A 25,250-nucleotide genomic window follows, 5' to 3' on the forward strand; every position below is an offset into this window, starting at 1 on the left:
CCCTGGCACGACTCGCCCGACACGTGAAGGGGCGCCCCGGCAGCGGGGCGCCCCTTCACCTCCGGCACGGACACCGGGATGCCGCGGTGGGTGTGGGATTTGAACCCACGGTGGCTCGCGCCACGACGGTTTTCAAGACCGTTCCCTTAGGCCGCTCGGGCAACCCACCCTCGCCCCGGCCCACCTGGGCGGAGCGGGTACAGACTACCGGCCTCGGGCCGCGTCGTGGGGTGGTGGCCCGAGGGGATCCGCCGCCACCCGCCCCCGCTACCACGTCTTCGACCCGCGGATGTGCCGCCGGACGGCGTTCCGGGGCGGGCACACGGGACGATGCACACGTACGGGGTGGCCACTTCTTGAGCGACGTCACGCGTGCGGGTGAGTGTCGAGTCCGGGCGCCGGGGTACGCAGTCGCCGGCCCGGGGGCTGCGGCGAGTTGGGTCCGGAGAGGGGACGAAGGCTGAAAAAGCCTCTCTATCAAGGGGTTTCCGAAAAGAACCGGTACCGCTGAGCACGTTTCCGGTTGTCTTCGATCAGCGGCGTGCGCGTGTCTACGTCGAGGTAAACGTCCCGATTGTTCAGAATGTTGCCAACTGCCCCAGTTGAAACTATGAAGTTTCGTTGCCGAGGAGCATGACATGCAGGTTCGCAGGTGGCTCCCAGACCAGCCCACCCGTATCGGCCGGCACGACTGGCCGGACGAGGGCGACAACGGAACGCACATGCGACTGCGGGCCGGCTCCATCGTGGTACTCGACCGGCAGGCGTGGCGGATCCTGGAGATCAACGGCTACGTGGGCGACCGGTGGCCGGACTCCTACGAGAAGGCGTGGCGCGAACACGTCGAGTTGTGGTGGCACGCCAACGAACTGCGCCGGGCCAACAACCAGGCCGTCAAACCGGCCCCCGAGCGGGCCGAGTTCTACAAGCGCCCGGTGGTCCTGGTGCTGCGCAACGAGAACCTGCCCCGCTCCACGCCGAAGCACTGGTGCGCCCCCGCCAGCCACGACTGGCAGGTCCTCCCCGAGCACTACGCCGTCTGCCGCGCCTGCGGCGAACTGCCGCCCTGCCGCCACGGGGAGTACCGCTGGGAGGGCGGCCCCCGCTGGCCGGAGCAGAACGGCGGCATCCCGCTCATGGTGCCGGAGGGCTGCTGCATGGGGTGCGCCGAGCCGATCAGGCCGCGGATGCGGACCGTGCGCTTCCCCGGGCCGAACCTCTGGTACCCGGACCTGGGGGAGGACACGGCCGTCTTCCACGCCCGCACCGCCTGTGCCGACCAGGTCGACTGCTACCGCATGCAGTGGCAGGCCGAGTACAACCCGCGTGCCTCCGCGCACTCCGCCACTCCGGCGTTCCCGGAATTCGAGCACTTCGTGCTGCCCCGGACCCGCAACGCGCCGGACCTGGTCCCGCACGTCCACATGACCGGCACGCTGCCGGTCGACCCGTCGGCCCCAGCAGCTCCGGCGGCCCCGGCGGCCCACGAACCAGTACACCAGGCGGCGCAGCAGCCGACGCACCAGGTGACACACCAGTCGGCACACCAGGTGACACAGCAGTCGGGGCACCAGGTGACACAGCAGCCGGGGCACCAGGCAACACACCAGTCGACTCCCGCGGCACCCGGCGCGCCCGCGGCGGACCCGGCCGTACCGGCCGCTCCCGCCACGCCGACGCCCGCTCCCGCGGCCGAGGCGCCCGCCGCCCACGCCCCTTCCACCGAGGGCGCCGGGCTGGCCCTCCGGGCGGCGGAGGAGCTGGGCCTGTCCCTGGCCGAACGCCCGGCCTTCCACAACGCGGAGCAGGCGGCCCGGGTGATCGAGGAGCTCACCGCCGCGGTCCGGAACATCGCGCTCTGCCTGAACGACCCGGCCGCCCGCGCGCGCTCCTGACCGGCGGAAGACCCGCGGAAAACCTGCGGAGGACCGGCGGGAAACCTGGAGGACCGAGCGCGGGCTCCCCGGCACGACCGGTCACGAGCCCGGCTCAGCGCGCCCGCGGGAAGGCCCGGCACGCCCCCGGGAAGCGACGGGAGCGGCGGACCGATCCGCAGGAAGCGGCGGGAGCCGCGGACCGACCCGCGGCTCCCGAGACGCCCGGTGGATCCACCGTCCCGCGGGGCGGGACGGGCCGAGCGGGGTCAGTCGCCCTTGCGCTCGCCGAGGGTGACCTGGACCTGCTTCTCCTGGGTGCCGCGCTTGTACGTCAGGGCCACCGTGTCGCCGGGCTGGTGGGTCCAGATCTCGCTGATCAGCGTCGGGCCGCTGTCGATGATGCGGTCGCCGAAGCGGGTGATCACGTCGCCCGGGCGCAGGCCGGCCTTGGCCGCGGGCCCGTTCGGGGTGATCGACGGCGTGCCGCCCGTACCCTCCTCGACGATCGTGGCGCCTTCGCCCTCCTCCGACATGTTCACCGTCGCGCCGATCATCGGGTAGACCGGCTCGCCCGTCTTGATGAGCTGCTCGGCGACGTTCTTCGCCTGGTTGATCGGGATCGCGAAGCCGAGGCCCACCGACCCCGCCTGGGACTGGCCGAGGCCGCCCGAACCGGGGGACTGGATCGCCGAGTTGATGCCGATCACCGCGCCCCGGCCGTCCAGGAGGGGGCCGCCGGAGTTGCCGGGGTTGATCGACGCGTCCGTCTGGAGGGCGCTCATGTACGAGTTCTTGCCGCCCGAGCCGTCGCTGGACGCGACCGGGCGGTTCTTCGCGCTGATGATGCCGGTCGTCACCGTGTTGGACAGGCCGAACGGGGCGCCGATCGCGATCGTCGAGTCGCCCACGACCACCTTGTCGGAGTTGCCCAACGGCAGGGGCGCCAGACCCGAGGGGGCGTTGCGGAGCTTCAGTACGGCCACGTCGTACCCCTGGGCCCGGCCGACCACCTCGGCGTCGAACTTCCTGCCGTCCGAGAAGGTCGCCGTGACCGTGCCGTTCTCGGCGGCCGACGCCACCACGTGGTTGTTGGTGAGGATGTGGCCCTCCCGGTCGTACACGAAGCCGGTGCCCGTGCCGCCCTCGCCGTCCGAGCCGCCGGACTTCGCCTCGATCGTGACGACGCTCGGCAGGGCCTTGGAGGCGACCGCCGCGACCGTGCCGGGGTCGCGCTTGAAGTCGGCGGGCGTGTCGCCGACGGAGATCGTCGTCGAGGTGTTCGCGCTGTCGTTGCGCTCCGCCGCCCAGTACCCGATGCCGCCGCCGACGCCCCCGGCCACGAGGGCCGCGACCAGGACCGCCGCGACGAGCCCGCCGGAGCGCTTGCGCGGCGACGGCGGGACCGCGACGGGCGCGGCCGGGGGCGCGCCCCACACGTCACCGGGGCCGCCGCCCGCCGGGGCGTGGGCGTACGCCTGGGTGGCGTGGGCGGCATGGGGGTCGCCCGGCACCCCGTACGCCGGGTAGGCGGGCGGCGCGGCCGGGGGCGGGGGCGCCATGGGGGGTACGGCCCTGGGCGCCTCCGCCGGGTTCGGCGCCGGCGCGGACACGGGCTCCGGCGCGGGCGCGGGCGCGGCGCCCGGCGCGGGCGCGGCGTGTCCCTGCTCCCGCGCCCCGTGCGGTGCTCCCTCCGGCGTCCGCCCCGTTTCCCCGGCAGGGGGCGTGGACGCCGTGGGCTTCGCCGGGGTGCCCTCCGGAGCGGACGCGGACGGGGCGTCGGGGGCGGACGGAACCGCGGTGCCCTCGTTCTCGGTGCTCACAGCTCGTTCTCCTCGGTATCCACGTCGTCGTATCGGCACGAGCCCGCCGTGCAGTCTCCGCACTCAGCTTTTCCTACCGCTCGTCAGGCCACTGTAAGCGGGAGCTGTGCGTCCGCCGCCCTTCCTTTATCTCCGACAATAAGGACATGCCTCGATGCGGCCGAACCACGCCGGCCGGGCTCCGCCCACCGGGCGAACGGTGGCACCATGACGCAGTGACCCACGCACGCCAGCACACGATCCAAGTCGTCGCCCACCGGGGCGCCTCCGAGGACGCGCCGGAGCACACCCTCGCCGCGTACGTGAAGGCGATCGAGGACGGGGCGGACGCCCTGGAGTGCGATGTGCGGCTCACCGCGGACGGCCATCTGGTCTGCGTGCACGACCGCCGCGTGAACCGCACCTCCAACGGGCGCGGCGCCGTCTCGGCGCTGGAGCTGGCCGACCTCGCCGCCCTCGACTTCGGGTCCCGGAAGGACAGCCACGAGAGCCCCGACTGGAGCGACCCGGAGTACACCTCGGTCCTCACCCTGGAACGGCTGCTGGAGCTCGTCGCCGACGCGGGCCGCCGCGTCGAGCTCGCCATCGAGACGAAGCACCCCACGCGCTGGGCGGGCCAGGTCGAGGAACGGCTGGTCCGGCTGCTGCGCCGGTTCGGCCTCGCAAACCCGCCGACCCCCGCCGAGTCGGCCGTACGGATCATGAGCTTCTCGCCCCGGTCGCTGCACCGGGTGGCGGCGGCCGTGCCCACCGTCCCGACCGTCTACCTCACGCAGTTCGTCGCGCCCCGGCTGCGCGAGGGCCGCCTCCCGGCCGGTGCCCGGATCGCCGGTCCCTCGATCCGGATCATCCGGAGCCACCCCGCCTACGTCGAGCGGCTCCACGAGGCCGGTCTCCAGGTCCACGTCTGGACGGTCGACACGCCCGAGGACGTGGATCTCTGCATCCGCCTCGGAGTGGACGCCATCATCACGAACCGCCCTAAACAGGTTCTGTCCCAGCTGGGCCGTGCGTCTCAGTAGTCACGGGGAGTGCTCCAGCGCGTTCACTCCGTGGCGGGCTGTGTCGAATGCGTCACTGTAGGTGGACTGGCCGGTTTCCGGCCCAGGCCAGGAGGGCATTCACTCCGTGGCATGGGGCGAAGGAGGTCTCGGGGGTGGCGTTGGTGGTGGCACAGGAAGTGCCGACGTCGTCGAGCATGGCCGTACCCCATGGCCCTGCGGGCGTGGGCGAGGCGAGGCACCGCATGCGGGAGCAGCTGCGGCGCAGCGGCGTCCCGGAGCCGGTCGTCGACGACGCCGTGCTGATCCTTTCGGAACTGCTCAGCAACTCCTGCCGGCACGGCAGGCCGCTGGACGCCGCCGAGGTCGGCGAAGGCGCCGTCCGGGCCGCCTGGCGGGTCGACCCCCACGGCGCCCTGACCGTCGAGGTGACGGACGGCGGCGGTCCCACCCGCCCGGCTCCCTCCACCCCCTCGGTCACCGCGCGCGGCGGCCGGGGACTCAACATCATCAGCGCACTCGCCCAGGAGTGGGGGGTACGCGACAGTGCGTCCGGCGAGGTCACGGTGTGGGTCCTCGTCACGGGAGCACCGCCGCGCCGCGAGGGGGTCGCCGCGCTCGTCAACGGCCAGTGCGACGGCCTCACCAGTTCGGCCCTCCCCCGCGCGAACGGCGCGCGCCGCGCGCGCGTGGCCAGGGCGGGCGCCGGCGCGACCGCGAGCGCGGCGCCGCTCGTGGGTGAACTGGGGCTCCTCGACGCGTACGAGGACGCGGACTGAGGCCCGCGGCCCTCCCGTACGACTAGGCTCGCGGCCGACAGAGGACCGCGTTCCAACGGGAGACCCACGCATGGCCAAGAAGCGCCCCCAGAAGAAGGCCGCCGGCGCACCGCAGGTGACGAACGGGGAAGTGCCGGTCGTCGGCGCCCGTGAGCCCTGCCCCTGCGGTTCGGGCCGCCGCTACAAGGCCTGCCACGGCCGGGCCGCCGCGCACGCGGTGACCGAACTCGTCCAGCGCCCGTTCGAGGGCCTGGCCGGCGAGTGCGACTGGGTCGCGCTGCGCGAGCTGGTGCCGGCCGCGACCGCTCCGCTGCGCCTGAGGGGCGGGCTGCCCGAGGGCGTGCCGTCCGTCACGCTCGCGACCGTCCTGCCGATGGCGTGGCCCGCGCTGCGCCGCGACGACGGCTCCGTGCTGCTGGCGTTGCAGAACGACGCCTCCTCCGGCGACCTGAGCCGCGACCTGGCGGACACGCTCCAGCGCGCGCTGGAGGCCGAGCCCGGTACGCCGGTGGCCGCGCGCCGGGTGCCGGTGGAGGGGCCGCGCCTCCAGGACCTCCTCGACCCGGAGGCGGGCTTCGAGCCGGTCGTCCACACGGGCTTCGAGTTCTGGGTCCCGGAGTCCGCGGAGGGCGCGTCGCCCGAGGTGACCGCCTCGCTGGAGCGGGCCAACGCCGCCGCGATCCCGACGGTGAAGCTGCCGGGCGTGGAGGCCGCGTACTGGTGCGAGACGCCGGAGAAGAACCACCTGCGCTGGGTCATGCCCCACCCGGAGGAGGAGCTGCTCGACGCGCTCGCCCGGCTGCACGCCGCCGGGACGTCGTCGCTCGGCGAGGGGACGCGCCTCGTCGGGTCGTTCCGGGCCCACGGCCTGGTCGTCCCGGTGTGGGACCTGCCGAGCGCCATGTCGGCGGAGGACTGCGAGAAGCCGGCCGCCGAGTTCGCGGAGCGGCTCGCGGGCGCGCTGGCGTCCGGGGCGCCGCTGACGGCGGAGGAGCGGCGGGCGCGCGGCGGGCTCACCAACCGCCAGGTCACCCTGAGCTGAGGACGCGGCGGGCAGCGGTGCGGCGACCCGAGGGGCCCGGCGGCGGCCCCTCGGGCGTACGCGGCCGGATCCTTACCGAATCCATACCGGCTGGTAAATGGCTGACCGAATAAGAGAGATCGAATTTGCGAACCGCCGATCTCTTGTTACCGTTCTGGGAGCCCGGTCGCTGGTGCATCCCCCGTCGCCAGCGACCGGGTTCTTCCATTTCTGCGGAATCGGATGCTCCGGTACCGCGTCCGGCCCTCCGCCCAACCCGCCTACCGCTGCGGGTGGTTGCTCCCCGCCCTCAGCAGGAGCGGGCTCTCCGGCGCTTCTCCCGACGAGAATTCGGCGACCGCCGTGTGGTCCCCGATTCCTCCCGTACCGCTGCCACGTGGGGTTTCGCACGTGGCGGGCTCGCCGCCCGCCGGTACGGCGCAGTGCGTGCGCACGGTACGGCCGTCCGGGCCCATGAGGCTGAGGGCCGCGCGCAGTTCCGCGCCGCCGGCGTTGCGGTGGTACGTCCGCGCCCACACACCGGTCCCGTCGACGAGGACGCACGTCTGCGCCTCGATCCCCTCCGGGGAGACGAGGGTGGGGCCGCAGCGCGCGACGAGACCGCCCGCGCCGCCGTACGACGGGCCGTCGGTTTCGGCCAGAAGCACGGCCGCAGCGGATTTCCGGCCGGAGGCGGAGATTCCGTGGACGGCGCCGGTGGCGGCCGGGCCGGACGCGGGGGCCCGCCCGTCGTCGACGGCGACGCGCGCCGGGGGCTCGGGGCCGCCCGCCGGTCCCGCGGTCGCCGCCACCGGCAGCAGAGTGGCGGCGGCCACGACGGCGCCGAGCCCGATCATGCGGAGGTTCATGGATGTCCCCTGGCCTGGACGGCCTTCCGGTGCTGTCTGACGGTGGGGGACCCTATCGCCGCAGGGCGCGCGCCTTCGGGGCCGCGCGCCCGTTTCCCGCACAAGAGGCGGGACTTCACACCCGTACGGGCGATCCCGCGGGGGCGGTGGGCCGGTCCGGTACCGCGGCCGGGCGTTCTCCGCGGGCCGGACCGCACCGCGACTCACCCGCCCCGCGGCTCACCCGCACGTGACTCGCCCGCACGGTGGCCGCTCAGTACCGCGACCGCTCAGTACCGCAGGCGGCTGCCGCCGTCCGGGGTGGCCGCGCTCGCCTCGACCAGCGCGTCCACGACCACCTCCACGTCCGGGAGCCACAGCGCGCCCGGCTCGGGCGGGCGCTCCCAACGCACCCGGCCCGTCCCGGTCTCCGAGGGCGGCAGCACCAGATAGCCGCCGTCGCCGTGGAACCGGAGCGAGCTGGGCACGCAGTCCTTCGCGTACAGCAGTTCGCCGAGCCGCTCCAGGGAGTACGGGGCCACCAGCAGCGACCAGCGCGTCGACGTCGCCACCACAGGGCCGAGCCGCAGGCCGCGCCGGTCCAGTACGGCCAGGGCGCGCGCCGCCGCGACGGCCGGGAGGCTCACCGCGCACGGGGCGCGGACGCCCGTGGCGAGCAGCACGGGCGCGTCGGGCCGGTTCGTCCACCACCAGCGCACCATCCGCGGGTCGGTGGTGGCCGCGAGCAGCCCGGGGTCGAAGGGGTGCGCGCCGGGGACGACGCAGTCGGGGTCGGGGCAGGCGCAGGCGGGCACCTCTTCGCCGGGGCCACCCGCCACCCGGCCCGTCTTCGTCCGGCCCGTCTTCGCCGCCCTGCTCGTCTTCGCCGCCTTGGCCGTCTTGGTCGACTTGGTCGCCTTGAGCCCCACGCCGGGGAGTACGGGCCAGTGCCACTCGGTGGCGCACTGAAGCGCCGCGTCGAGGTGGGCAGGCCCCTTCTTGCGCCCGAACCGGAGCCTGCGCCGCATTCCGAGGATCTCGCGCATGAGCGCTCGTTCCTTTCCGTTGAACGCCGAGGTCCACATCACAACACGTGTGCGTTACTTCACTGTGCGTACGGGGCGGCGAACCGCCACCCGGGCCGTCGGCAGGGTTGCCGTACGGTCGGTCAACACCGTTGGGGGGCCGGCGTCGGCTGAGTCCGTCAAACGCGTGGCGAGGAGTGGCGCGCGCAGGGCGCTAACCGCACCGCCGAGGTGGGAGCGCCCTCGATGGAGAGGACGCCTGGGCTTCCCGCAGGGTTCCGGGCCTGCCCCAACCTCCCCTGACCTCCACCGATTACGTACCCCGCCCGCTCGGAATGACGCAGCCCCCGAGTCCGCTTGGTGCCGTCTCGGGCGGTGCCCCTTGTCGAACGCGCTCAGTCGACCGCAAAACCTTCCCATCGAGGCCATTTTTTGGCCAAGTTCAGGATCGCACAGACACCACGCGCCCCGCTGGACAATGCTGGACATCCCCTCACGTGTACGTGTACATGTGGATGCACTGATAGCGGCGCAGCATGACATGCGGATTGACGTGGGGGTTTGCGATGCTATTGAGCGACGGGAAGCAGCCGGAAAGCCGGCTGTCATGAGCGCCCCTCACCTGCCGAAAGTGGCCGGAATCGATCCAGCTATTCCTGTCCCCGCGCACACTGCGCCACCTCTGCCGACCGTATCCACCGCGGTCTCCGAGCCCGGTGCCCTGATCCAGGACCGGCTGGCGGGCTGGGTCTCCGGCCTGACCACCCTCCACGAACTCACCGAACGCCTCACGCGTACGAGCACCCTCGACGAGGCGCTCCACGAACTGCTGCGCGCCGGTGCCTCCCTCGTCGGGGCCCGCCGCGGCATGGCCGTCCTCGAACCGGCCGACGGGCAGGGCCCCACCTCCACCGTCGGGCTCGGCCTCGCCCACGCCGACCTCGGCACCATCGAGACCGTCCCCCGCAGCGCCACCTCCTACGGGCGCATCCTCGACGGCCTGTCGGGCGGGCCGCTCCCCGACCCCCGGCCGTCCTCCCCCGCGGAACACCAGGCCGTGCCCGGCGACGGTGCCGGGGGTGCGGCCGGTTCCGGTTCCCGGGCCGCCGCACCCGGCGCCGTCGCCGTCCCCGACATCCTCGGCGACGAGCACCTGGACCCCCGCCACCGCGAGGTCGCCGCCCGCCTCGGCTTCGCCGCCAGCTACGCCGTACCGCTCGCTGCCGAAGGGGACCACCGGCTGGGAGCCGTCGTCTGGCTGTACGACGAGCCCGCCGAACCCGACGGTCACCGCCGCCACCTCGTCGGCCTGTACGGGCGGTACGCCTCCGAGCACCTGGCCCGGTTGCTGGAGCTGGAGCGCGGGCGCGCCGAGGTCGCCGCCCTCACCGAGGAGTTGCTGCCCACCCGGCTGCCGCGCGTCCCCGGCGTCCGGCTGGCCGCGCGGCAGGTCACCGGGGCGCTGGGCGGTGGCGACTGGTACGACGCCCTGCCGCTGCCGGAGGGCGCGCTGGGCCTGGCGGTGGGGTCGGTGTCCGGTGCGGGGCCGCGCTCCCTGGCCGCGGTGGGACGGTTGCGCGCCTCCCTGCGCGCGTACGCCGTGATGGAGGGCGAGGACCCGGTCGCCGTGCTGTCCGACCTGGAACTGCTGCTGCGGCTCACCGAGCCCGCGCGGTCCGCCACGGTGCTGTTCGCGTACGCGGAGCCGGCGCGGCGGAGGATCGTCCTGGCCGGCGCCGGGCACGCGCCGCCCCTGGTCGTCGGGGACCGGCGCACCGAGTACGTCGAGACGTCCCTGTCGGCGCCGCTGGGCATGCTCGCCTGCTGGGAGGCGCCGAGCGTGGACTTCGACGTGCAGCCGGGGGAGACGGTGCTCCTCTACACGGACGGCCTGTTGCGCCGGATCGGCGGCTCCGTCGACCGCGCCTTCGCCCGGCTGCACACGGCGGCGGCGAGCGTGCCGAAGGCCGACCGGGACGATCCGGGGGCGGTCGTGGACCATGTGCTGCGCCTCGTGCTCGGCACGTCCGAGGACGGCCGGGGCGGCTGGGGCGGGCAGGACGGCGACGAGGGCGCCGTGATGCTCGCGGCCCGCTTCGACTAGGGCGGTCCCGGGCCGGTCCGCCGGGGGCGTGCCGTGCGGGCGGCCCCTTCCGATCATGCGCGGACGGGCAGGTGCTTGACCTGGGGCCCCCTGACGTACGCCCGTACGATGGAGAACGTACCCCGGGTTCCTGACCCGGGCAGGGGTTCAATGTCGTACCTGAAGGAGGCGGACCCGTGGCCGATGAGCTCACTCCGGAGACCCCGGACAGTGACGAAGAGCCGATCGAGCAGCGCAAGAACAGCCTGTACCCGGGCGTCTCCGACGAGCTCGCCGAGAACATGAAGTCGGGCTGGGCCGACACCGAGCTGCGGGATCTGCAGCCGATCGCCCAGGCCGCCCACACGGCCGCACGCCGCGCCGCGCTCTCGGCCCGCTTCCCCGGCGAGCGCCTGGTGATCCCCGCGGGCAACCTGAAGACGCGCGCGAACGACACGGAGTACGGCTTCCGCGCCGCCACCGAGTACGCGTACCTCACCGGCAACCAGACCGAGGACGGTGTCCTGGTCCTGGAGCCGAAGGACGGCGGCGAGGGCCACGACGCGACGCTGTACCTGCTGCCGCGCTCCAACCGGGAGAACGGCGAGTTCTGGCTGTCCGGCCAGGGCGAGCTGTGGGTGGGCCGCCGCCACTCGCTGAGCGAGGCCGCCACCCTGTACGGCATCCCCACCGGCGACGTGCGCGAGCTCCCCGGCGCCCTGCGCGAGGCCACCGGCCCGGTGCGCGTCGTGCGCGGCTACGACGCGGGCATCGAGAAGGCGCTCACCGACAAGGTCACCGCCGAGCGGGACGAGGAGCTGCGGGTCTTCCTCTCCGAGGCGCGACTCGTCAAGGACGACTTCGAGATCGCCGAGCTGGAGAAGGCGTGCGCCTCCACGGCGCGCGGCTTCGAGGACGTCGTCAAGGTCCTCGACAAGGCCGAGGCGACCTCCGAGCGCTACATCGAGGGCACGTTCTTCCTGCGCGCCCGGGTCGAGGGCAACGACGTCGGCTACGGCTCCATCTGCGCCGCCGGCCCGCACGCCTGCACCCTCCACTGGGTTCGCAACGACGGCCCGGTCCGCCCGGGCGACCTGCTCCTGCTGGACGCGGGCGTCGAGACCAACGAGCTCTACACCGCCGACGTCACCCGGACGCTGCCGATCTCCGGCACGTTCACCGACCTCCAGCGGAAGGTCTACGACGCCGTGTACGAGGCGCAGGAGGCCGGCATCGCGGCGGTCAAGCCGGGTGCCGCGTTCCGCGACTTCCACGACGCCGCGCAGCGCGTCCTCGCCGAGAAGCTCGTCGAGTGGGGCCTGCTGGAGGGCCCGGTCGAGCGGGTCCTGGAGTTGGGTCTCCAGCGCCGCTGGACCCTGCACGGCACGGGCCACATGCTCGGCATGGACGTCCACGACTGCGCGGCGGCGCGCACCGAGACGTACGTCGGCGGCACGCTGGAGCCGGGCATGTGCCTGACGGTCGAGCCGGGCCTGTACTTCCAGGCGGACGACCTGACCGTGCCGGAGGAGTACCGGGGCATCGGCGTCCGGATCGAGGACGACATCCTGGTGACCGAGGACGGCAACCGGAACCTGTCGGAGGCGCTTCCGCGCCGGTCCGACGAGGTCGAGGCGTGGATGGCGGGCCTGAAGGGCTGACGCCGCCGAGGGACCACGGGACATCCCCCTGCCGGACTTGCTCCGGCAGGGGGATGTTTCACGTGGAACCGGTCGTGCGTGGAACCGGTCGTGTTTCACGTGAAACACGGCTCGCGGCGCTGTTCGTTCAGGTCGTCAGCGCGAGGGGAGCGTCCGCCCGCCACTTCACGATCTTGTCGAAGGAGATGACGGCGCCGCCCCGCCCGGATCGGTTCCCGAAGTGGACGTGGTCGGCGAGTTCTTCGATCAGTCGCAGTCCACGTCCGCTCTCGGCGTCGACGGGTAGGGGGTTCCGGGCGATGACACGCGCCGTTTCCTGGGGGAATCCCGGCCCCGAGTCGGCCACCTCGATACGGCACTTCTCGCCGTCCAGGTACGCGGTCACCCGGAACTCCGCGGATCCCTCCCCGGCGTGCTCCACCGCGTTGGCGCAGGCTTCGCCGAGCGCCAGTGACAGGTCGTAGGAGGTGTCCGGGTCGACGCCCGCGGTCTCCATGGTGCCGAGGAGGAGCCGTCGGGCGAGCGGGACGCTCGCAGCCTCGCGCCGCAAATGGAGGGACCACCAGATGCTCATGCTTCAGCCTCCTGGCTGCGGCTCGTCGTACCGTTACGTATTGCCCCATATTCGACGTGTAAGCACGGTGTCGGTACTCGATCCCCTCGATCAGCGGATGCGCCTGCTCCGGACACCGGTGTATGGGGACCCGGGGGGTGGTGTCTTTCGGGATACCGGCGCCAAAGGCGACGTACCGGACCTGCCGTGGGGGTCGCCGGGGCGTGGTGGGATGATGGCCCGGCCATGTCTGTCCCCCTTGGTCCACGGCTGCTCAGGGCCGCGGTGTTCACCGCGGTCTGCGTCGTGCTGTCCGCGCTGGGGCACTCCCTCGCCGCGGGCCAGGCCGTTCCCTGGTGGTCGCTGAGTGTCGGTTTCGCCGGCATCCTGGTCCTCGCCCTGCCGTTCACCGGGCGCGAGCGCCCGCTGCCGGCGGTCACGACGGCCCTGGCAGGCGGACAGTTGGCCCTCCACACGGTCTTCGGGGTCGGGCAGGAGCACGCCGCCCCCGCGGGCACCGGTGGCCCCGCGAGCGACGCGCTGATCCGGGCCGCCGCCCGGCTGATGTGCGGCGGAGCGACCACGAAGCAGATCACCCCCGGCGAGGCGCACCGGATCGTGACGACGGCGGGCCTCGACCCGGCGACCGCCGCGGCCGCCGCCGGACCGGCCCCGGTCGCCACCGGCCCCGTCGACCAGTTGGTCCTGCCGAACCTGTCGATGGTCCTGGCGCACCTGCTGGCAGCGCTCCCCGCCGGTTGGTTGCTGCGCCGCGGCGACCTCGCGCTGCTGCGGTTGTCCCGGTTGGCCGGGCTCACGGCGCGGGGTGCCGCCGAGGCCGCCGAGGAGGCGCTCGTACGGGCGTTGCGCGCGGCTCTCGCCCTCGTACGCGTCCTGCTCGCCGGAGTGCGGTCGCTGCTCGCGGCGGGGCCGCGGGCGGCGCGCGCCGGGGAGGACGGCCCGCCGGTTCCGGCGGCCGGGGCGCTCCAGCACACGGTGATCAGGCGCGGCCCGCCGACCGCCGTCGTCCTCGCGGCCTGACGCCACCCGGCCGGGCCCGCCCCTCTCACCGTCCGACGCGGTCCCCACCGGCGCACCGCGCCCTCGACGACGCGACGCGCCCGCGTACGCGGCCGTACCCCGACGTGCTCGGCGTTCCCGACGCACACGGCCTTCGGCGTACCCCGTACCGGGCCTCGACGCCACACCCGAGGAGCGCGTCCGCGGCCGGAACGGTGCCGCCGCGCCCGTACGCGCGTACGCCCGCGCGTCGGCTTCCTCACGCCCTTCTTCCCCTGTGGAGTGTCATGAACGTCACCCGTCCGTCCTCGCGCCTCGCCCTCGTCGGCGGCGTCGCCGTCTCGTCCGTCCTGCTGCTCTCCTCGGCCGCCCACGCCCACGTGACCGTCCAGCCGCAGGGCCAGGCCACCAAGGGCGGCTACGCCACGGTCAACTTCAAGGTGCCCAACGAACGGGACGGCGCCTCCACCGTGAAGCTGGAGATCACGCTGCCCCAGGACCAGCCGCTGGCGTCCGTGATGCCGCAGCCCGTGCCCGGCTGGACCGTCAAGGTCGAGAAGGCGAAGCTCGCCACCCCGCTGGACCTGCACGGCAAGAAGATCACCGAGGCCCCCTCCAGGATCACCTGGACGGCGAGCGGCTCGAAGATCGAGCCCGGCCAGTTCCAGCAGTTCCCGGTGTCGCTCGGCCGCCTGCCCGAGGACGCCGACCAGCTCGTCTTCAAGGCCCTCCAGACGTACGACAACAAGGAGGTCGTGCGCTGGATCGAGGAGGCGAAGGAGGGCGCCGCCGAGCCCGACTCCCCCGCGCCCGTGCTGAAGCTCACGGCCGCTGAGGACGGGAGCGGGACTGCAGCCGCGGGCGGGCGGCAGACCGCCGACGAGGACGCGGTGAAGACCGGGACGGCATCCGCCGATGTGAGCGACACCACCGCACGGGTCCTCGGTGTCGTCGGCATCCTGGTCGGAGCCGCGGGAATCGCCTACGGCGCCCTGGCCGGCCGCCGACGCTCCGCCTGACCCCCGACGCACCCACCCTCCGCCCCAACGATCTGAGAGAACACGTGATGCGTAACGTCCTCAGCGCCGCGCGGCCCCGCCGGGCGGTCCGGCGCACCCGGTTGATCGCCGCCGCCCTCGCCACCGCGTCCGCCCTCGCCCTGTCCGCGTGCAGCACCGGCACGGGCACGGGCGACAGCCCCGTCGCCGACGTGTCGGTGGCGCCCGACGCCGGGAAGCCCGGAACGGTCCTGGACCGGCCGTTCGAGAAGCCGAACCTCGTCCTCACCGACACCACCGGCAAGCCGTACGACCTGCGCGAGCGCACCAAGGGCAAGCCGACCCTCGTCTACTTCGGCTACACGCACTGCCCCGACGTGTGCCCGCTGACCATGAGCAACATCGCCGACGCGATGGACCAGTTGCCCAAGGCCGACCGCGACAAGCTGGAGGTCGTCTTCGTCACCACCGACCCCGAGCGCGACACCCCCGCCGAACTCGCCAAGTGGCTGCCCTCCGCGGGCGACCCCGGCTTCGTCGGCCTCAGCGGCGAGTTCTCGAAGATCCAGGCCGGCGCCCGCCAGCTCGGCATCGGCATCGACCCGCCGTCCAAGGACGAGGACGGGAAGATCGTCTCCATGCACGGCGCCCAGGTGATGGCGTTCTCGCCGAAGAACGACCGCGGCTACGTCGTCTACGGCGAGAACACCACCGTCGAGGACTACGCCAAGGACCTGCCGAAGATCATCCGTGGAGAGAACCCGTGACCCGCAGCACCACCACCGCCCTCTCCGCCGCGCTCGCGCTCGTCGCGGGCCTGGCGCTGGGCGGCTGCTCGTCCGCCGGCCCGGCGGACGGCAAGCCGCGGCTGGAGGTCAGCGGGGCCTTCATCCCGGAGCCGGTGAACGCCGACATGGCAGGCGGTTTCCTCACCGTCACCAACACCGGCGACTCCGCCGACACGCTCACGTCCGTCACCAGCGACCTCTCCGACGACGTGCAGATGCACGAGACGAAGGACCAGAAGATGCGGCAGGTCGAGTCCTTCGACCTGCCCGCGCACGGCCAACTGAGGCTGGAGCGCGGCGGCAGCCACCTGATGTTCATGGAGCTGAAGCGCACCCCGAAGCGGGGCGACAAGGTCAAGGTCGAACTGCACTTCAAGGAGTCCGGCCCGATCGAGGTCGAGGTCCCGGTCGAGGCCAGGACCCACAACCCGCAGCGGTCCGGCGAGCACGCGCAGCACGACGGCGCGCGGCACTGAGCGACGAGGACCCACCATGACGGCCAACGCCCCCCGTCCCGGAGCCGCCGCGCACCCGGCGCTCCGGCCGCCGGTCCGACGGACGCCAGCCCCCCGCGTGCCGGTCCGACGGACGCCGGCGCTCCGGCTGCTGGCACTGCTGCTGTTCACCGCGGCGCTGCTCGGCACCGCGCTGTCCGGCGCGGCGTCGGCGCACTCCACGCTGACCGGCAGCGACCCGGCGGACGGGGCGGTGGTCGCCACCGCGCCGCAGCGCGTCACGCTCACCTTCTCCGAGCAGGTCGCCCTCGGCGACGACAGCATCCGCGTGCTCGATCCGAGCGGTGGGCGCGCCGACACCGGGGAGCTGCGCGACCTGTGCAGCGGCTCGGTCGTCAAGTACGGCGTCGACCTGCGCGACGGGTTGCCCGAGGGCACGTACACCGTGGCGTGGCAGGCCGTCTCGGCGGACAGCCACCCGATCTCCGGGGCGTTCGGCTTCTCCATCGGGAAGCCGTCCGCGACGAAGGTCGTCCTGCCCCGGCAGGAGCCGGGCGGCGGGCTCGTCGGCGGGCTGTACGACATCGGGCGGTACGTGTCGTACGCGGGCTTCGTCGTGCTGGTGGGCGGCTGCGCGTTCGTCCTGACCTGCTGGCCGCGCGGCGCGTCCGTACGGCCGGTGCGGCGGCTCGTCGCGTACGGCTGGGTGTCGTTCACCGCGGCGACGCTGGCGCTGCTGATGCTGCGCGGTCCGTACACCGGGTCGGGGGAGCTGGGCGACGCCTTCGACCTCGGTGTGCTCCAGGGGGTGCTCGACACGAAGACCGGTGCCGCGCTCACCTCCCGGCTGCTGCTCGCCGGGGCGGCGGCGCTCTTCGTCGCGGTGCTCTTCGGCCCGTACGCGCGGCGCGAGGGGCCGGGCGACCGGCGGGACCTGGTGTACGGGCTGGCGTTCGGCGGGACGGTCGTCGCGGCCGGGACCGCCGGGACGTGGGCGCTGTCCGAGCACGCGTCGACCGGGGTGCAACCCGCGCTCGCCGTGCCGCTGGACGTGCTGCACCTGCTCGCCGTCGCGGGATGGCTGGGCGGACTCGCGACGCTCGTCGTCGCGCTGTACCGGGAGCCGTCCATCGAACGCACCGCCGTCCAGCGGTACTCACGGCTGGCGTTCGGTTCCGTGGCGGTGCTGGCGGCGACCGGGCTGTACCAGTCGTGGCGGCAGGTCGGTACGTGGACGGCGCTGACCGGCACCGCGTACGGGCGGCTGCTGCTGGTGAAGGTGGGGCTCATCGCCGTCCTGCTGGGCGTCGGCTGGGTCTCCCGGCGCTGGACGCGGCGGCTCTCGGAGACGGTCCGCGACCCGGCGCGCACGGAGGACCCCCCGCGCGCGCAGGGCGTGGCGGACGGCGGCGCGGGCCGCGAGGACGCGGACGCGGTCCCCGACACCGCCGATCCGGTACGGGCCGCCCAGCTCGCGCGGCAGCGGGCCGCCGTCGCGGTCGCCCGCGAGCGGCGGGTGCGGGACGCCGACCCGGCGCGGGCCGGGCTGCGCCGCTCCGTGCTCGCCGAGACGGCCGTCGTCGTGGTGCTCCTCGGCGTGACCACCGTCCTCACCACGACCGAACCGGGCCGCACGCAGGAACGGGCCGACCGGGCGCAGGCCGCCACCGCGACCGCCGTACCGGACCGGCCCGTCGACATCGACCTGCCGTTCGACACGGGCGGCCCGAACGGCACCGGCACCGTCCGGCTCACCCTCGATCCCGGCCGGTCCGGGGGCAACACGCTCCGGGTCGCCGTCGACGGGGCGGACGGGCGACCGCGCGACGTGGCCGAGCTGAAGGTGTCGTTCACGCTCGAAGCGCAGGAGATCGGGCCGCTGCCGGTCGTGCTCGACCGGGAGGCCGCGGGCCGGTGGACCGCCCGCTCGGCGCGGCTCCCGATGCCGGGGGACTGGCGCGTCCGGGTGACGGTGCGGACGTCCGACATCGACCAGACCACCATCGACGAGAACGTGAAGATCGGTTGACCTGACTATGAGCGACAACCTGGAGATTTCGAGGCGTCGGCTCCTCGGCACCGTGGGCGCCGCCGGTGCGACGGGGCTCGCGCTCGGCGCGGCCGGCGGTGCCGCCGGGTACGCGGTCCTCGGCGACAGCGGGGGCGAAGGGCCGGCGCTGACGACGGTGGGCTCGGCACGGGTGCCGTTCCGCGGCACCCACCAGGCGGGGATCGTGCAGCCCCCGCAGGCGCGCGGCCACCTGGTGGCGTTCGACCTGGCGCCGGGCGCGGGCCGCAAGGAGGCCGTCGCCCTGATGCGCCGCTGGTCGGCGGCGGCCGAACTGCTGATGGCGGGCGAGCCGGTGGGCGGCGCGGACGGCGGGGTCGCGCGGGACGCGGGGCCGTGCTCCCTGACGGTCACGTTCGGGTTCGGCGCGTCCTTCTTCGACCGTACGGGGCTGGTGGCGCGGCGCCCGCGGCAGTTGGAGCCGCTGCCGGTGTTCTCGTCCGACCAGCTCGACCCGAAGCGGTCCGGCGGCGACCTGTGGGTGCAGATCGGCGCCGACGACGCGCTGGTCGCGTTCCACGCGCTGCGCACCGTCCAGCGGGAGGCGGGCGCGGCGGCGAAGGTGCGCTGGCAGATGAACGGCTTCAACCGCTCGCCCGGCGCGACCGCGCACCCCATGACGACCCGCAACCTGATGGGGCAGATCGACGGCACGGGCAACCCGAAGCCGGGCGACTCCGGCTTCGACGGGCACGTCTTCGTCGCGCCGGGCGGCGCCCAGCCGTGGATGACCGGCGGGTCCTACGCGGTGGTGCGGCGGATCCGGATGCTGCTCGACGACTGGGAGAAGCTGTCGCTGAAGGACCAGGAGGCGGTCATAGGCCGGCGGAAGTCCGACGGCGCCCCGCTCACGGGCGGTACGGAGACGACGGAGCCGGACCTGGACAAGCTGGGGCCGGACGGCAAGCCGGTGATCCCGGCCGACGCGCACGCGCGGATCTCGGCGCCCGAGCAGAACGGCGGGGCGACGATGCTGCGCCGCCCGTTCTCGTACCACGACGGGATCGGCCCGGACGGGACGCCGGACGCGGGGCTGCTGTTCGTCTGCTGGCAGGCGGACCCGCGCAAGGGGTTCGTGCCGGTGCAGCGGAAGCTGGACCGGGGTGACGCGCTGTCCCCGTTCATCCGCCACGAGGCGAGCGGCCTCTTCGCCGTGCCGGGCGGCCCGGGGGACGGCGAGTACGTGGGGCAGCGGCTGCTGGAGGCGTGAGCGGCGCGGGCGTCCACGGCCGTGGGCGCCCGGACCGCACGGGCGTACCGGACCGCACGGTTGTCCGGGACCACGGACGTTCCGTGCCGCACGGGCGTCCAGGACCGCACGGTTGTCCGGGCCGTCGTGGGAGGCCGCGGTCGGAGGCGTGAGCGGCGCCCGGACCGGGCGCATTAGGGTGACCGGTATGTCGGCCACGCGATTCACCTATCTCGGCCCCGAGGGGACCTTCACCGAGGCGGCCCTGCGCACGCTCCCGGAAGCCGCGACGCGCGAGCTGGTGCCGATGGTGTCGGTGCCGGCCGCCCTGGACGCCGTGCGGAACGGGGAGGCGGCCGCCGCGCTCGTGCCGATCGAGAACTCGGTGGAGGGCGGGGTCACCGCGACCCTCGACGAGCTGGCGTCGGGCCGGCCGTTGATGATCTACCGCGAGGTGCTGCTGCCCATCGCGTTCGCCCTGCTGGTGCGGCCGGGCACGAAGCTGTCCGACATCAAGACGGTGACCGGGCACCCGGTGGCGCAGCCGCAGGTGCGCAACTGGCTGCGCGCCCACCTGCCGGAGGCGGTGTGGGAGTCGGCCGCGTCGAACGCGGACGGGGCGCGGCTGGTGCAGGAGGGCCGGTACGACGCGGCGTTCGCGGGGGAGTTCGCGGCGGCGACGTACGGGCTGGAGGCGCTGGTCACGGAGGTCCACGACGCGGAGAACGCCGAGACGCGGTTCGTGCTGGTGGGCCGGCCGGCGCGACCGGCGGCGCCGACGGGCGCGGACAAGACGTCGATGGTGATCTGGCTGCGGGACGACCATCCGGGCGCCCTGCTGGAACTCCTCCAGGAGTTCGCGGTGCGGGGCGTCAACCTGATGCTGATCCAGTCGCGTCCCACGGGCGCGGGAATCGGGAACTACTGCTTCGCGGTGGACGCCGAGGGGCACATCGCGGACCGGCGGGTGGGCGAGGCGTTGATGGGGCTGAAGCGGATCTGCCCGAATGTGCGTTTCCTGGGTTCGTACCCGCGGGCGGGTGTCACGGTCGACGCGGTGCGGGCGGTGCGGCCCGGCACGTCGGACGACGACTTCACCGCGGCGGCGGACTGGCTGGCGCGCTGCCAGGACGGTCGGGGGGACTGAGGCCCCACAGGGCCCCGAGTTATCCACAGAGCGAGGGGCCTGCCTGGGGACAAGTCGACATCCCCGGGCACCCCAACTCCCATCGAAACGGGACAAGACCGATAAATCGGTGGAGCAGCCCTGTGAGCATCCACAGTCTGCTTTATCCGCCCGCGTCACCCCAATTCCTGGGATCGACCCTTTAGAGGGAAGAATTCCCACCCGAATGAGTGTCGGGAACCGGTTTGGGCGAGGAAACCAGCTCCTGCCGCACCTTTCCGGAGCGCTCCATTCCGAAGCCCACACCCCTTCCACACACCCTGTGGATAACATTTCCCCGCCCGACCACCTCTGTGGACAAGTGACGCGCGTGGAACGTTCTTTTCCCAAGAATCATGGATTTTTCCTCTCCATCATCAACAAGACTGACATTCAGGACAAAGCGACATCCTCGGGGAGAGGCGATACGTGGTGGGGTGCGTCCGGTGCGCACCGGTAGCCTGGAGGGGTGATTGACCTTCGCCTGCTCCGTGAGGACCCCGACCGTGTTCGCGCCTCCCAGCGCGCCCGTGGAGAGGACGTCGAGCTCGTCGACGCCCTGCTCTCCGCCGATGAGCGGCGCAGGTCGTCCGGCGTCCGCTTCGACGAGCTCCGCTCCGAACAGAAGTCGCTCGGCAAGCTGATCCCCAAGGCGTCTCCCGAGGAGAAGGCCGAGCTGCTCAAGCGGGCCGAACAGCTGAAGACCGACGTCAAGGCCGCCGACGCCGAGCAGCACGAGGCCGACGAGGAGACCCGGCGCCTGCTGCTCCAGCTCGGCAACCTGGTCCACCCGGACGTCCCGGTCGGCGGTGAGGAGGACTTCGTCGTCCTGGAGACGCACGGCACGATCCGCGACTTCGCCGCCGAGGGCTTCGAACCGAAGGACCACCTGGAGCTCGGCGAGGCGCTGGGCGCCATCGACGTCGAGCGCGGCGCGAAGGTGTCCGGTTCGCGCTTCTACTACCTGACGGGCGTCGGCGCGCTGCTGGAGCTCGCTCTGGTCAACGCGGCGATCGCGCAGGCCACGGAGGCCGGGTTCGTCCCGATGCTCACGCCGGCGCTGGTCCGCCCGCGCGCCATGGAGGGCACCGGCTTCCTCGGCCAGGCCGCGGAGAACGTGTACCACCTGGAGAAGGACGACTTCTACCTGGTCGGCACGTCCGAGGTGCCGCTCGCCGCGTACCACATGGACGAGATCGTCGACGCCGACAAGCTGCCGCTGCGGTACGCGGGCTTCTCCCCCTGCTTCCGCCGCGAGGCCGGCACGTACGGCAAGGACACCCGCGGCATCTTCCGCGTCCACCAGTTCGACAAGGTCGAGATGTTCTCGTACGTCGCGCCGGAGGACGCCGAGGCCGAGCACCAGCGGCTGCTGGAGTGGGAGAAGCAGTGGCTGACCGCGCTGGAACTGCCGTTCCAGGTGATCGACGTGGCCAGCGGTGACCTGGGCGCGTCCGCGTCGCGCAAGTACGACTGCGAGGCGTGGATCCCGACCCAGGGCAAGTACCGCGAGCTGACCTCCGCGTCGAACTGCGACAGCTTCCAGGCCCGCCGCCTGTCCGTGCGCATGCGCGACGGCAAGAAGGTCCAGCCGCTCGCGACGCTGAACGGCACGCTCTGCGCCGTGCCGCGCACGATCGTGGCGATCCTGGAGAACCACCAGCTGGCCGACGGCTCGGTCCGCGTCCCCGAGGTCCTGCGGCCGTACCTCGGCGGGCGGGAACTGCTGGAGCCCGTGACCAAGTGAGCCCCTTCCCCTACCGGCTCGTCGCGACGGACCTCGACGGGACGCTGCTGCGCCCCGACGACACCGTGTCGCAGCGCACGCGCGACGCGCTCGCCGCCGCCACGGCGGCGGGCGCCGCCCACATCGTGGTCACCGGCCGGTCCGTGCCCTGGACCCGCCACATCCTCGACGACCTCGGCTACGAGGGCCTCGCGGTGTGCGGCCAGGGCGCGCAGGTCTACCACGCGGGCGAGCACCGGCTGCTGACGTCGGTGACGCTGGACCGGCAACTGGCGGGGCTCGCCCTGTCGAAGCTGGAGGCCGAGGTGGGTCCGCTGGCGCTGGCCGCGAGCCGTGACGGCCTGGACGGCGAGGTGCTGGTCGGCGCCGGCTACCGGCTCCAGGACGGCCCGCTGCCGTACCTGCCGCTGGAGGACCCGGCGGACCTGTGGTCGGCGCCGCTGAACAAGGTGTACATCCAGCACCCGGACCTCGACGACGACGCTCTGGCGACCGCCGCGCGCCAGGTGGTCGGCGGCCTCGTGGACGTCGTCATGGCGGGCGCGGGCATAGTGGAGATCCTGCCGCTGGGCCTCACCAAGGCGACCGGCCTCTCCCTCGCGGCCCGCCGGCTGGGCGTGAAGGCGGCGGACACGATCGCGTTCGGCGACATGCCCAACGACATCCCCATGTTCGCCTGGGCCCGGCACGGCGTCGCCATGGCCAACGCCCACGACGACCTGAAGGCCGTGGCCGACGAGGTCACGGCGGCCAACGACGCGGACGGCATCGCCGTGACCCTGGAGCGGATGCTCTCCTGCTGAGACCGAGCGGGCCCCGGGCGGGGCGGCTCCGCGCCGACGCGCGGCGACCGACTCCGCCCGGGGTCCGGAGCGGCGGGCCGATCAGAAGTTGATCATGTGTCCGGCGAGGCCGTGCACGGCCTCCTTCACCGCCTCGCCCAGCGTCGGGTGGGCGTGCACGTTGCGCGCCACCTCGTGGACCGTGAGGTCCCACTGCTGGGCCAGCGTCAGCTCGGGCAGCAGCTCCGTGACGTCGGGGCCGATCAGGTGGGCGCCGATGATCTCGCCGTACTTCGCGTCGCTGATCAGCTTCACGAAGCCCGTCGAGTCGCCGAGGCCGTGCGCCTTGCCGTTGGCCGTGAACGGGAACTTGGCGACCTTGACGTCGAAGCCCTTCTCCCGCGCCTGCTCCTCCGTCCAGCCGAAGCTGGCGATCTGCGGCTGGCAGTACGTCGCGCGCGGGATCATCGGGTAGTCGAGCTCCATCGTCTCGGCGCCCGCGATCGTCTCGGCGGCCACGACGCCCATGGACTCGGCCGCGTGCGCCAGCATCAGCTTCGCGGTCACGTCGCCGATGGCGTAGATGTGCGGCACCGACGTGCGGCAGCGGCCGTCCACGTCGATGGCGCCGCGCTCGGTGAGCCGTACGCCCGCCGCCTCCAGGCCGTAGCCCGTGACGTTCGGCGCGAAGCCGATCGCCTGGAGGACCTTGTCGGCCTCCAGCACCTGCTGCGCGCCGTCCTTGCCGGTGACCGTGACGCGGACCTGCGGGCCCGACTCGTCGATCGTCTCCACGCGCGTGGAGGTCAGGACGTCGATGCCCAGCTTGCGGTACTGCTTGGCGAGCTCCGCCGAGACGTCCTTGTCCTCCAGCGGCGCGACCCGGTCGAGGAACTCGACGATCGTGACCTTCACGCCGTAGTTGTGCAGCACGTACGCGAACTCGATGCCGATCGCGCCGGCGCCCGCGATGACGACGGAGCGCGGCAGGTCCTCGGTGAGGATCAGCTCCTCGTACGTGACCACGCGGTCGCTGCGGCGCGTCCCGGGCAGCAGGCGCGGCGTGGCGCCGGTCGCGATGATGCAGTGGTCGAACGAGACCGTGGTGGTCGAGCCGTCCGCCTGGGCCACCTGGAGCGTGTTCGCGTCGAGGAACGTGCCCCGGCCCGTGAACTCGGTGATCTTGTTCTTCTTCATCAGGAAGTGGACGCCCTTGACCCGGCCGTCCGCGACCCGGCGGCTGCGCCGGAACGCCTCGCCGTAGTCGAAGGAGACCTGGCCGTCGACCTTGATGCCGAACGTCTTCGCCTCGTGGGTGAAGATGTGCGCCAGCTCGGCGTTGCGCAGCAGCGCCTTGGTCGGGATGCAGCCGACGTTCAGGCAGACGCCGCCCCAGTACTTCTCCTCCACCACCGCGACACGCTTGCCCAGCTGGGCCGCGCGGATCGCGGCGACGTAACCGCCGGGGCCTGCTCCGAGCACGACGACGTCGAAGCGGTCTGTCATGGCTTGCTCCCCAGAATGTGAGTGCGGGTCGTACGGGCCGTGTGGGTCGCGCCCGGGGCCCACAGTAATCCCGCTCGGCCCCGGCCGCCGCGACGGCGGTCTCCCTGTGGAAAACCTCCCGGGCTCCCCTACTCCTCACCCGCCAGGGTCAGGGCCCGCAGCTTCCGCCCGGCGAACCAGGTGGCGGCGACGGTCACCACGACCAGCAGCACCGCCGCGACCGGCAGCGTCACGTCGGAGGAGACGAGCCCCTCGCCGCGGGTGACCTCGTCGGCGACCGCGAGGGCCCACTGCTGGACGCTCAGCGTCCGCGCCCCGGAGATGATGCTGCCGAACAGGCTCTCCCAGACCAGCGCGTAGACGAGGCCGAAGACGACGGCGTGCCGGCTGACCGTGCCGAGGAGGAGGAAGAGGGCGCTGTAGGCGATCGACGCGACGAGCGCGGCGACGGTGTACGCGACCGCGACCTGCTGGCCGTTGCCGTTGAGGATCAGACCGGCGACGAAGGTCGGGACCGCCGAGAAGACCATGGTCACGGCGATGGCGACGATCAGCTTGGTGAAGATGATCGTGGGGCGCTTCACCGGCTTGGACAGGAGGTAGACGATCGAGCCGTCGTCGATCTCCGGGCCGATCGCGCCCGTGCCCGCGATGACGCCGATCAGCGGCACCATCGTGGCGAGCGCGAACCCGCCGAGGAGGTCGGCCGCGATCTGGTCGTCGGCGCCGTTGAAGACGCGGACGGCGGACGAGATGGCGATGAGGATGACGGGGAGGACGAAGAGGATGGCGGCGCGCCGGCGGCCGAGGAGGCCGCGGTAGGTGAGCCGGGCGACTGTGGGGTGGTACATGGTCGAGGGCTCC

General features: G+C 73.1%; 21 protein-coding genes and 1 tRNA gene. 15 read left to right on the forward strand and 7 right to left on the reverse strand.

The features are described 5' to 3' along the window. Positions 1–84: 84 nt before the first annotated feature. Positions 85–169 (reverse strand) — tRNA-Ser (locus AC07D6_RS15320). 469 nt (positions 170–638) lie between these two features. Here AC07D6_RS15320 and AC07D6_RS15325 point away from each other — a divergent pair. After that, positions 639–1,895, forward strand: a complete 1,257-nt coding sequence (locus tag AC07D6_RS15325) for a hypothetical protein (RefSeq protein WP_479044630.1) — start codon at positions 639–641, stop codon at positions 1,893–1,895. A gap of 248 nt (positions 1,896–2,143) precedes the next feature. Here AC07D6_RS15325 and AC07D6_RS15330 read toward each other — a convergent pair whose 3' ends face one another. After that, a complete protein-coding gene (locus AC07D6_RS15330) occupies positions 2,144–3,697 on the reverse strand; it encodes a S1C family serine protease (protein WP_479044633.1) in 1,554 nt (517 codons plus the stop codon). A gap of 215 nt (positions 3,698–3,912) precedes the next feature. Between AC07D6_RS15330 and AC07D6_RS15335 the strand changes: the two genes are divergently transcribed. From AC07D6_RS15335 to AC07D6_RS15345, 3 genes are all read left to right on the forward strand, one after another. Continuing rightward, a complete protein-coding gene (locus AC07D6_RS15335) occupies positions 3,913–4,719 on the forward strand; it encodes a glycerophosphodiester phosphodiesterase (protein ID WP_479044635.1) in 807 nt (268 codons plus the stop codon). Positions 4,720–4,766: 47 nt separating this feature from the next. Next, on the forward strand, positions 4,767–5,477 hold the full coding sequence (locus tag AC07D6_RS15340) for an ATP-binding protein (RefSeq protein WP_479044637.1): 711 nt from the start codon (positions 4,767–4,769) through the stop codon (positions 5,475–5,477). Positions 5,478–5,547: 70 nt separating this feature from the next. Further along, a complete protein-coding gene (locus AC07D6_RS15345) occupies positions 5,548–6,519 on the forward strand; it encodes a DUF5926 family protein (RefSeq protein WP_479044640.1) in 972 nt (323 codons plus the stop codon). A 260-nt stretch (positions 6,520–6,779) separates the two neighbouring features. On the opposite strand, the gene AC07D6_RS15350 is transcribed toward AC07D6_RS15345, so the two are convergent. Then, positions 6,780–7,367: a hypothetical protein gene (locus tag AC07D6_RS15350; RefSeq protein ID WP_479044642.1), complete on the reverse strand. Its 588-nt coding sequence runs from the start codon at positions 7,365–7,367 to the stop codon at positions 6,780–6,782. A 269-nt stretch (positions 7,368–7,636) separates the two neighbouring features. Continuing rightward, complete coding sequence (locus AC07D6_RS15355; RefSeq protein ID WP_479044645.1) at positions 7,637–8,392, reverse strand: bifunctional DNA primase/polymerase; 756 nt, start codon at positions 8,390–8,392, stop codon at positions 7,637–7,639. A 457-nt stretch (positions 8,393–8,849) separates the two neighbouring features. On the opposite strand from AC07D6_RS15355, the gene AC07D6_RS15360 reads away from it, so the two are divergent. Next, on the forward strand, positions 8,850–10,475 hold the full coding sequence (locus AC07D6_RS15360) for a PP2C family protein-serine/threonine phosphatase (protein WP_479044647.1): 1,626 nt from the start codon (positions 8,850–8,852) through the stop codon (positions 10,473–10,475). A 176-nt stretch (positions 10,476–10,651) separates the two neighbouring features. Next, positions 10,652–12,115: an aminopeptidase P family protein gene (locus AC07D6_RS15365; protein ID WP_479044649.1), complete on the forward strand. Its 1,464-nt coding sequence runs from the start codon at positions 10,652–10,654 to the stop codon at positions 12,113–12,115. Positions 12,116–12,242: 127 nt separating this feature from the next. On the opposite strand, the gene AC07D6_RS15370 is transcribed toward AC07D6_RS15365, so the two are convergent. Next, positions 12,243–12,689, reverse strand: a complete 447-nt coding sequence (locus tag AC07D6_RS15370) for an ATP-binding protein (protein WP_315876921.1) — start codon at positions 12,687–12,689, stop codon at positions 12,243–12,245. A gap of 225 nt (positions 12,690–12,914) precedes the next feature. Between AC07D6_RS15370 and AC07D6_RS15375 the strand changes: the two genes are divergently transcribed. The 9 genes from AC07D6_RS15375 (at position 12,915) to AC07D6_RS15415 (ending at position 22,901) form a co-directional block, all read left to right on the forward strand. Further along, positions 12,915–13,709, forward strand: coding sequence for a hypothetical protein (locus AC07D6_RS15375; protein ID WP_479044652.1), 795 nt, complete (start codon positions 12,915–12,917; stop codon positions 13,707–13,709). Positions 13,710–13,975: 266 nt separating this feature from the next. After that, entirely contained in the window at positions 13,976–14,707 is a 732-nt protein-coding gene (locus tag AC07D6_RS15380) for a YcnI family copper-binding membrane protein (RefSeq protein ID WP_479044655.1), read from the forward strand. Between the two features lie 47 nt (positions 14,708–14,754). Then, positions 14,755–15,453, forward strand: coding sequence for an SCO family protein (locus AC07D6_RS15385; protein ID WP_479044657.1), 699 nt, complete (start codon positions 14,755–14,757; stop codon positions 15,451–15,453). Continuing rightward, positions 15,450–15,950, forward strand: a complete 501-nt coding sequence (locus AC07D6_RS15390) for a copper chaperone PCu(A)C (protein ID WP_479044659.1) — start codon at positions 15,450–15,452, stop codon at positions 15,948–15,950. Before AC07D6_RS15385 ends, AC07D6_RS15390 begins: the two co-directional genes overlap by 4 nt. Positions 15,951–15,966: 16 nt before the next feature. Then, a complete protein-coding gene (locus AC07D6_RS15395) occupies positions 15,967–17,958 on the forward strand; it encodes a copper resistance protein CopC (RefSeq protein ID WP_479044661.1) in 1,992 nt (663 codons plus the stop codon). 7 nt (positions 17,959–17,965) lie between these two features. Next, a complete protein-coding gene (gene efeB / locus AC07D6_RS15400) occupies positions 17,966–19,207 on the forward strand; it encodes an iron uptake transporter deferrochelatase/peroxidase subunit (RefSeq protein ID WP_315876927.1) in 1,242 nt (413 codons plus the stop codon). A gap of 187 nt (positions 19,208–19,394) precedes the next feature. Beyond that, positions 19,395–20,333 (forward strand): prephenate dehydratase, encoded by a 939-nt coding sequence (pheA, locus tag AC07D6_RS15405; RefSeq protein WP_315876928.1) that lies wholly within the window; start codon positions 19,395–19,397, stop codon positions 20,331–20,333. Positions 20,334–20,820: 487 nt separating this feature from the next. Next, complete coding sequence (serS, locus tag AC07D6_RS15410) at positions 20,821–22,098, forward strand: serine--tRNA ligase (RefSeq protein ID WP_315876929.1); 1,278 nt, start codon at positions 20,821–20,823, stop codon at positions 22,096–22,098. Then, positions 22,095–22,901 carry an HAD family hydrolase gene (locus AC07D6_RS15415; protein ID WP_479044665.1) on the forward strand — a complete coding sequence of 269 codons (807 nt, stop codon included), beginning with the start codon at positions 22,095–22,097 and terminating at the stop codon, positions 22,899–22,901. The genes serS and AC07D6_RS15415 overlap by 4 nt, the downstream gene beginning before the upstream one ends. A gap of 81 nt (positions 22,902–22,982) precedes the next feature. On the opposite strand, the gene lpdA is transcribed toward AC07D6_RS15415, so the two are convergent. Then, complete coding sequence (lpdA, locus tag AC07D6_RS15420) at positions 22,983–24,386, reverse strand: dihydrolipoyl dehydrogenase (protein ID WP_315876931.1); 1,404 nt, start codon at positions 24,384–24,386, stop codon at positions 22,983–22,985. Between the two features lie 128 nt (positions 24,387–24,514). After that, positions 24,515–25,237, reverse strand: a complete 723-nt coding sequence (locus AC07D6_RS15425) for an ABC transporter permease (protein WP_315876932.1) — start codon at positions 25,235–25,237, stop codon at positions 24,515–24,517. Positions 25,238–25,250 lie beyond the last annotated feature (13 nt).

Source organism: Streptomyces sp. NPDC045287, assembly GCF_056432325.1.

Bases quoted from the DNA above. Each gene is read 5' to 3' on its own strand.
- AC07D6_RS15375 (WP_479044652.1), top strand. From the start codon at position 12,915: ATGTCTGTCCCCCTTGGTCCACGGCTGCTCAGGGCCGCGGTGTTCACC.
- AC07D6_RS15345 (WP_479044640.1), top strand. From the start codon at position 5,548: ATGGCCAAGAAGCGCCCCCAGAAGAAGGCCGCCGGCGCACCGCAGGTG.
- lpdA (WP_315876931.1), bottom strand. From the start codon at position 24,386: ATGACAGACCGCTTCGACGTCGTCGTGCTCGGAGCAGGCCCCGGCGGT.
- efeB (WP_315876927.1), top strand. From the start codon at position 17,966: ATGAGCGACAACCTGGAGATTTCGAGGCGTCGGCTCCTCGGCACCGTG.
- AC07D6_RS15340 (WP_479044637.1), top strand. From the start codon at position 4,767: ATGCGTCACTGTAGGTGGACTGGCCGGTTTCCGGCCCAGGCCAGGAGG.
- pheA (WP_315876928.1), top strand. From the start codon at position 19,395: ATGTCGGCCACGCGATTCACCTATCTCGGCCCCGAGGGGACCTTCACC.
- AC07D6_RS15395 (WP_479044661.1), top strand. From the start codon at position 15,967: ATGACGGCCAACGCCCCCCGTCCCGGAGCCGCCGCGCACCCGGCGCTC.
- AC07D6_RS15370 (WP_315876921.1), bottom strand. From the start codon at position 12,689: ATGAGCATCTGGTGGTCCCTCCATTTGCGGCGCGAGGCTGCGAGCGTC.
- AC07D6_RS15380 (WP_479044655.1), top strand. From the start codon at position 13,976: ATGAACGTCACCCGTCCGTCCTCGCGCCTCGCCCTCGTCGGCGGCGTC.
- AC07D6_RS15425 (WP_315876932.1), bottom strand. From the start codon at position 25,237: ATGTACCACCCCACAGTCGCCCGGCTCACCTACCGCGGCCTCCTCGGC.
- AC07D6_RS15385 (WP_479044657.1), top strand. From the start codon at position 14,755: ATGCGTAACGTCCTCAGCGCCGCGCGGCCCCGCCGGGCGGTCCGGCGC.
- AC07D6_RS15325 (WP_479044630.1), top strand. From the start codon at position 639: ATGCAGGTTCGCAGGTGGCTCCCAGACCAGCCCACCCGTATCGGCCGG.
- AC07D6_RS15355 (WP_479044645.1), bottom strand. From the start codon at position 8,392: ATGCGCGAGATCCTCGGAATGCGGCGCAGGCTCCGGTTCGGGCGCAAG.
- AC07D6_RS15350 (WP_479044642.1), bottom strand. From the start codon at position 7,367: ATGAACCTCCGCATGATCGGGCTCGGCGCCGTCGTGGCCGCCGCCACT.
- AC07D6_RS15360 (WP_479044647.1), top strand. From the start codon at position 8,850: ATGCTGGACATCCCCTCACGTGTACGTGTACATGTGGATGCACTGATA.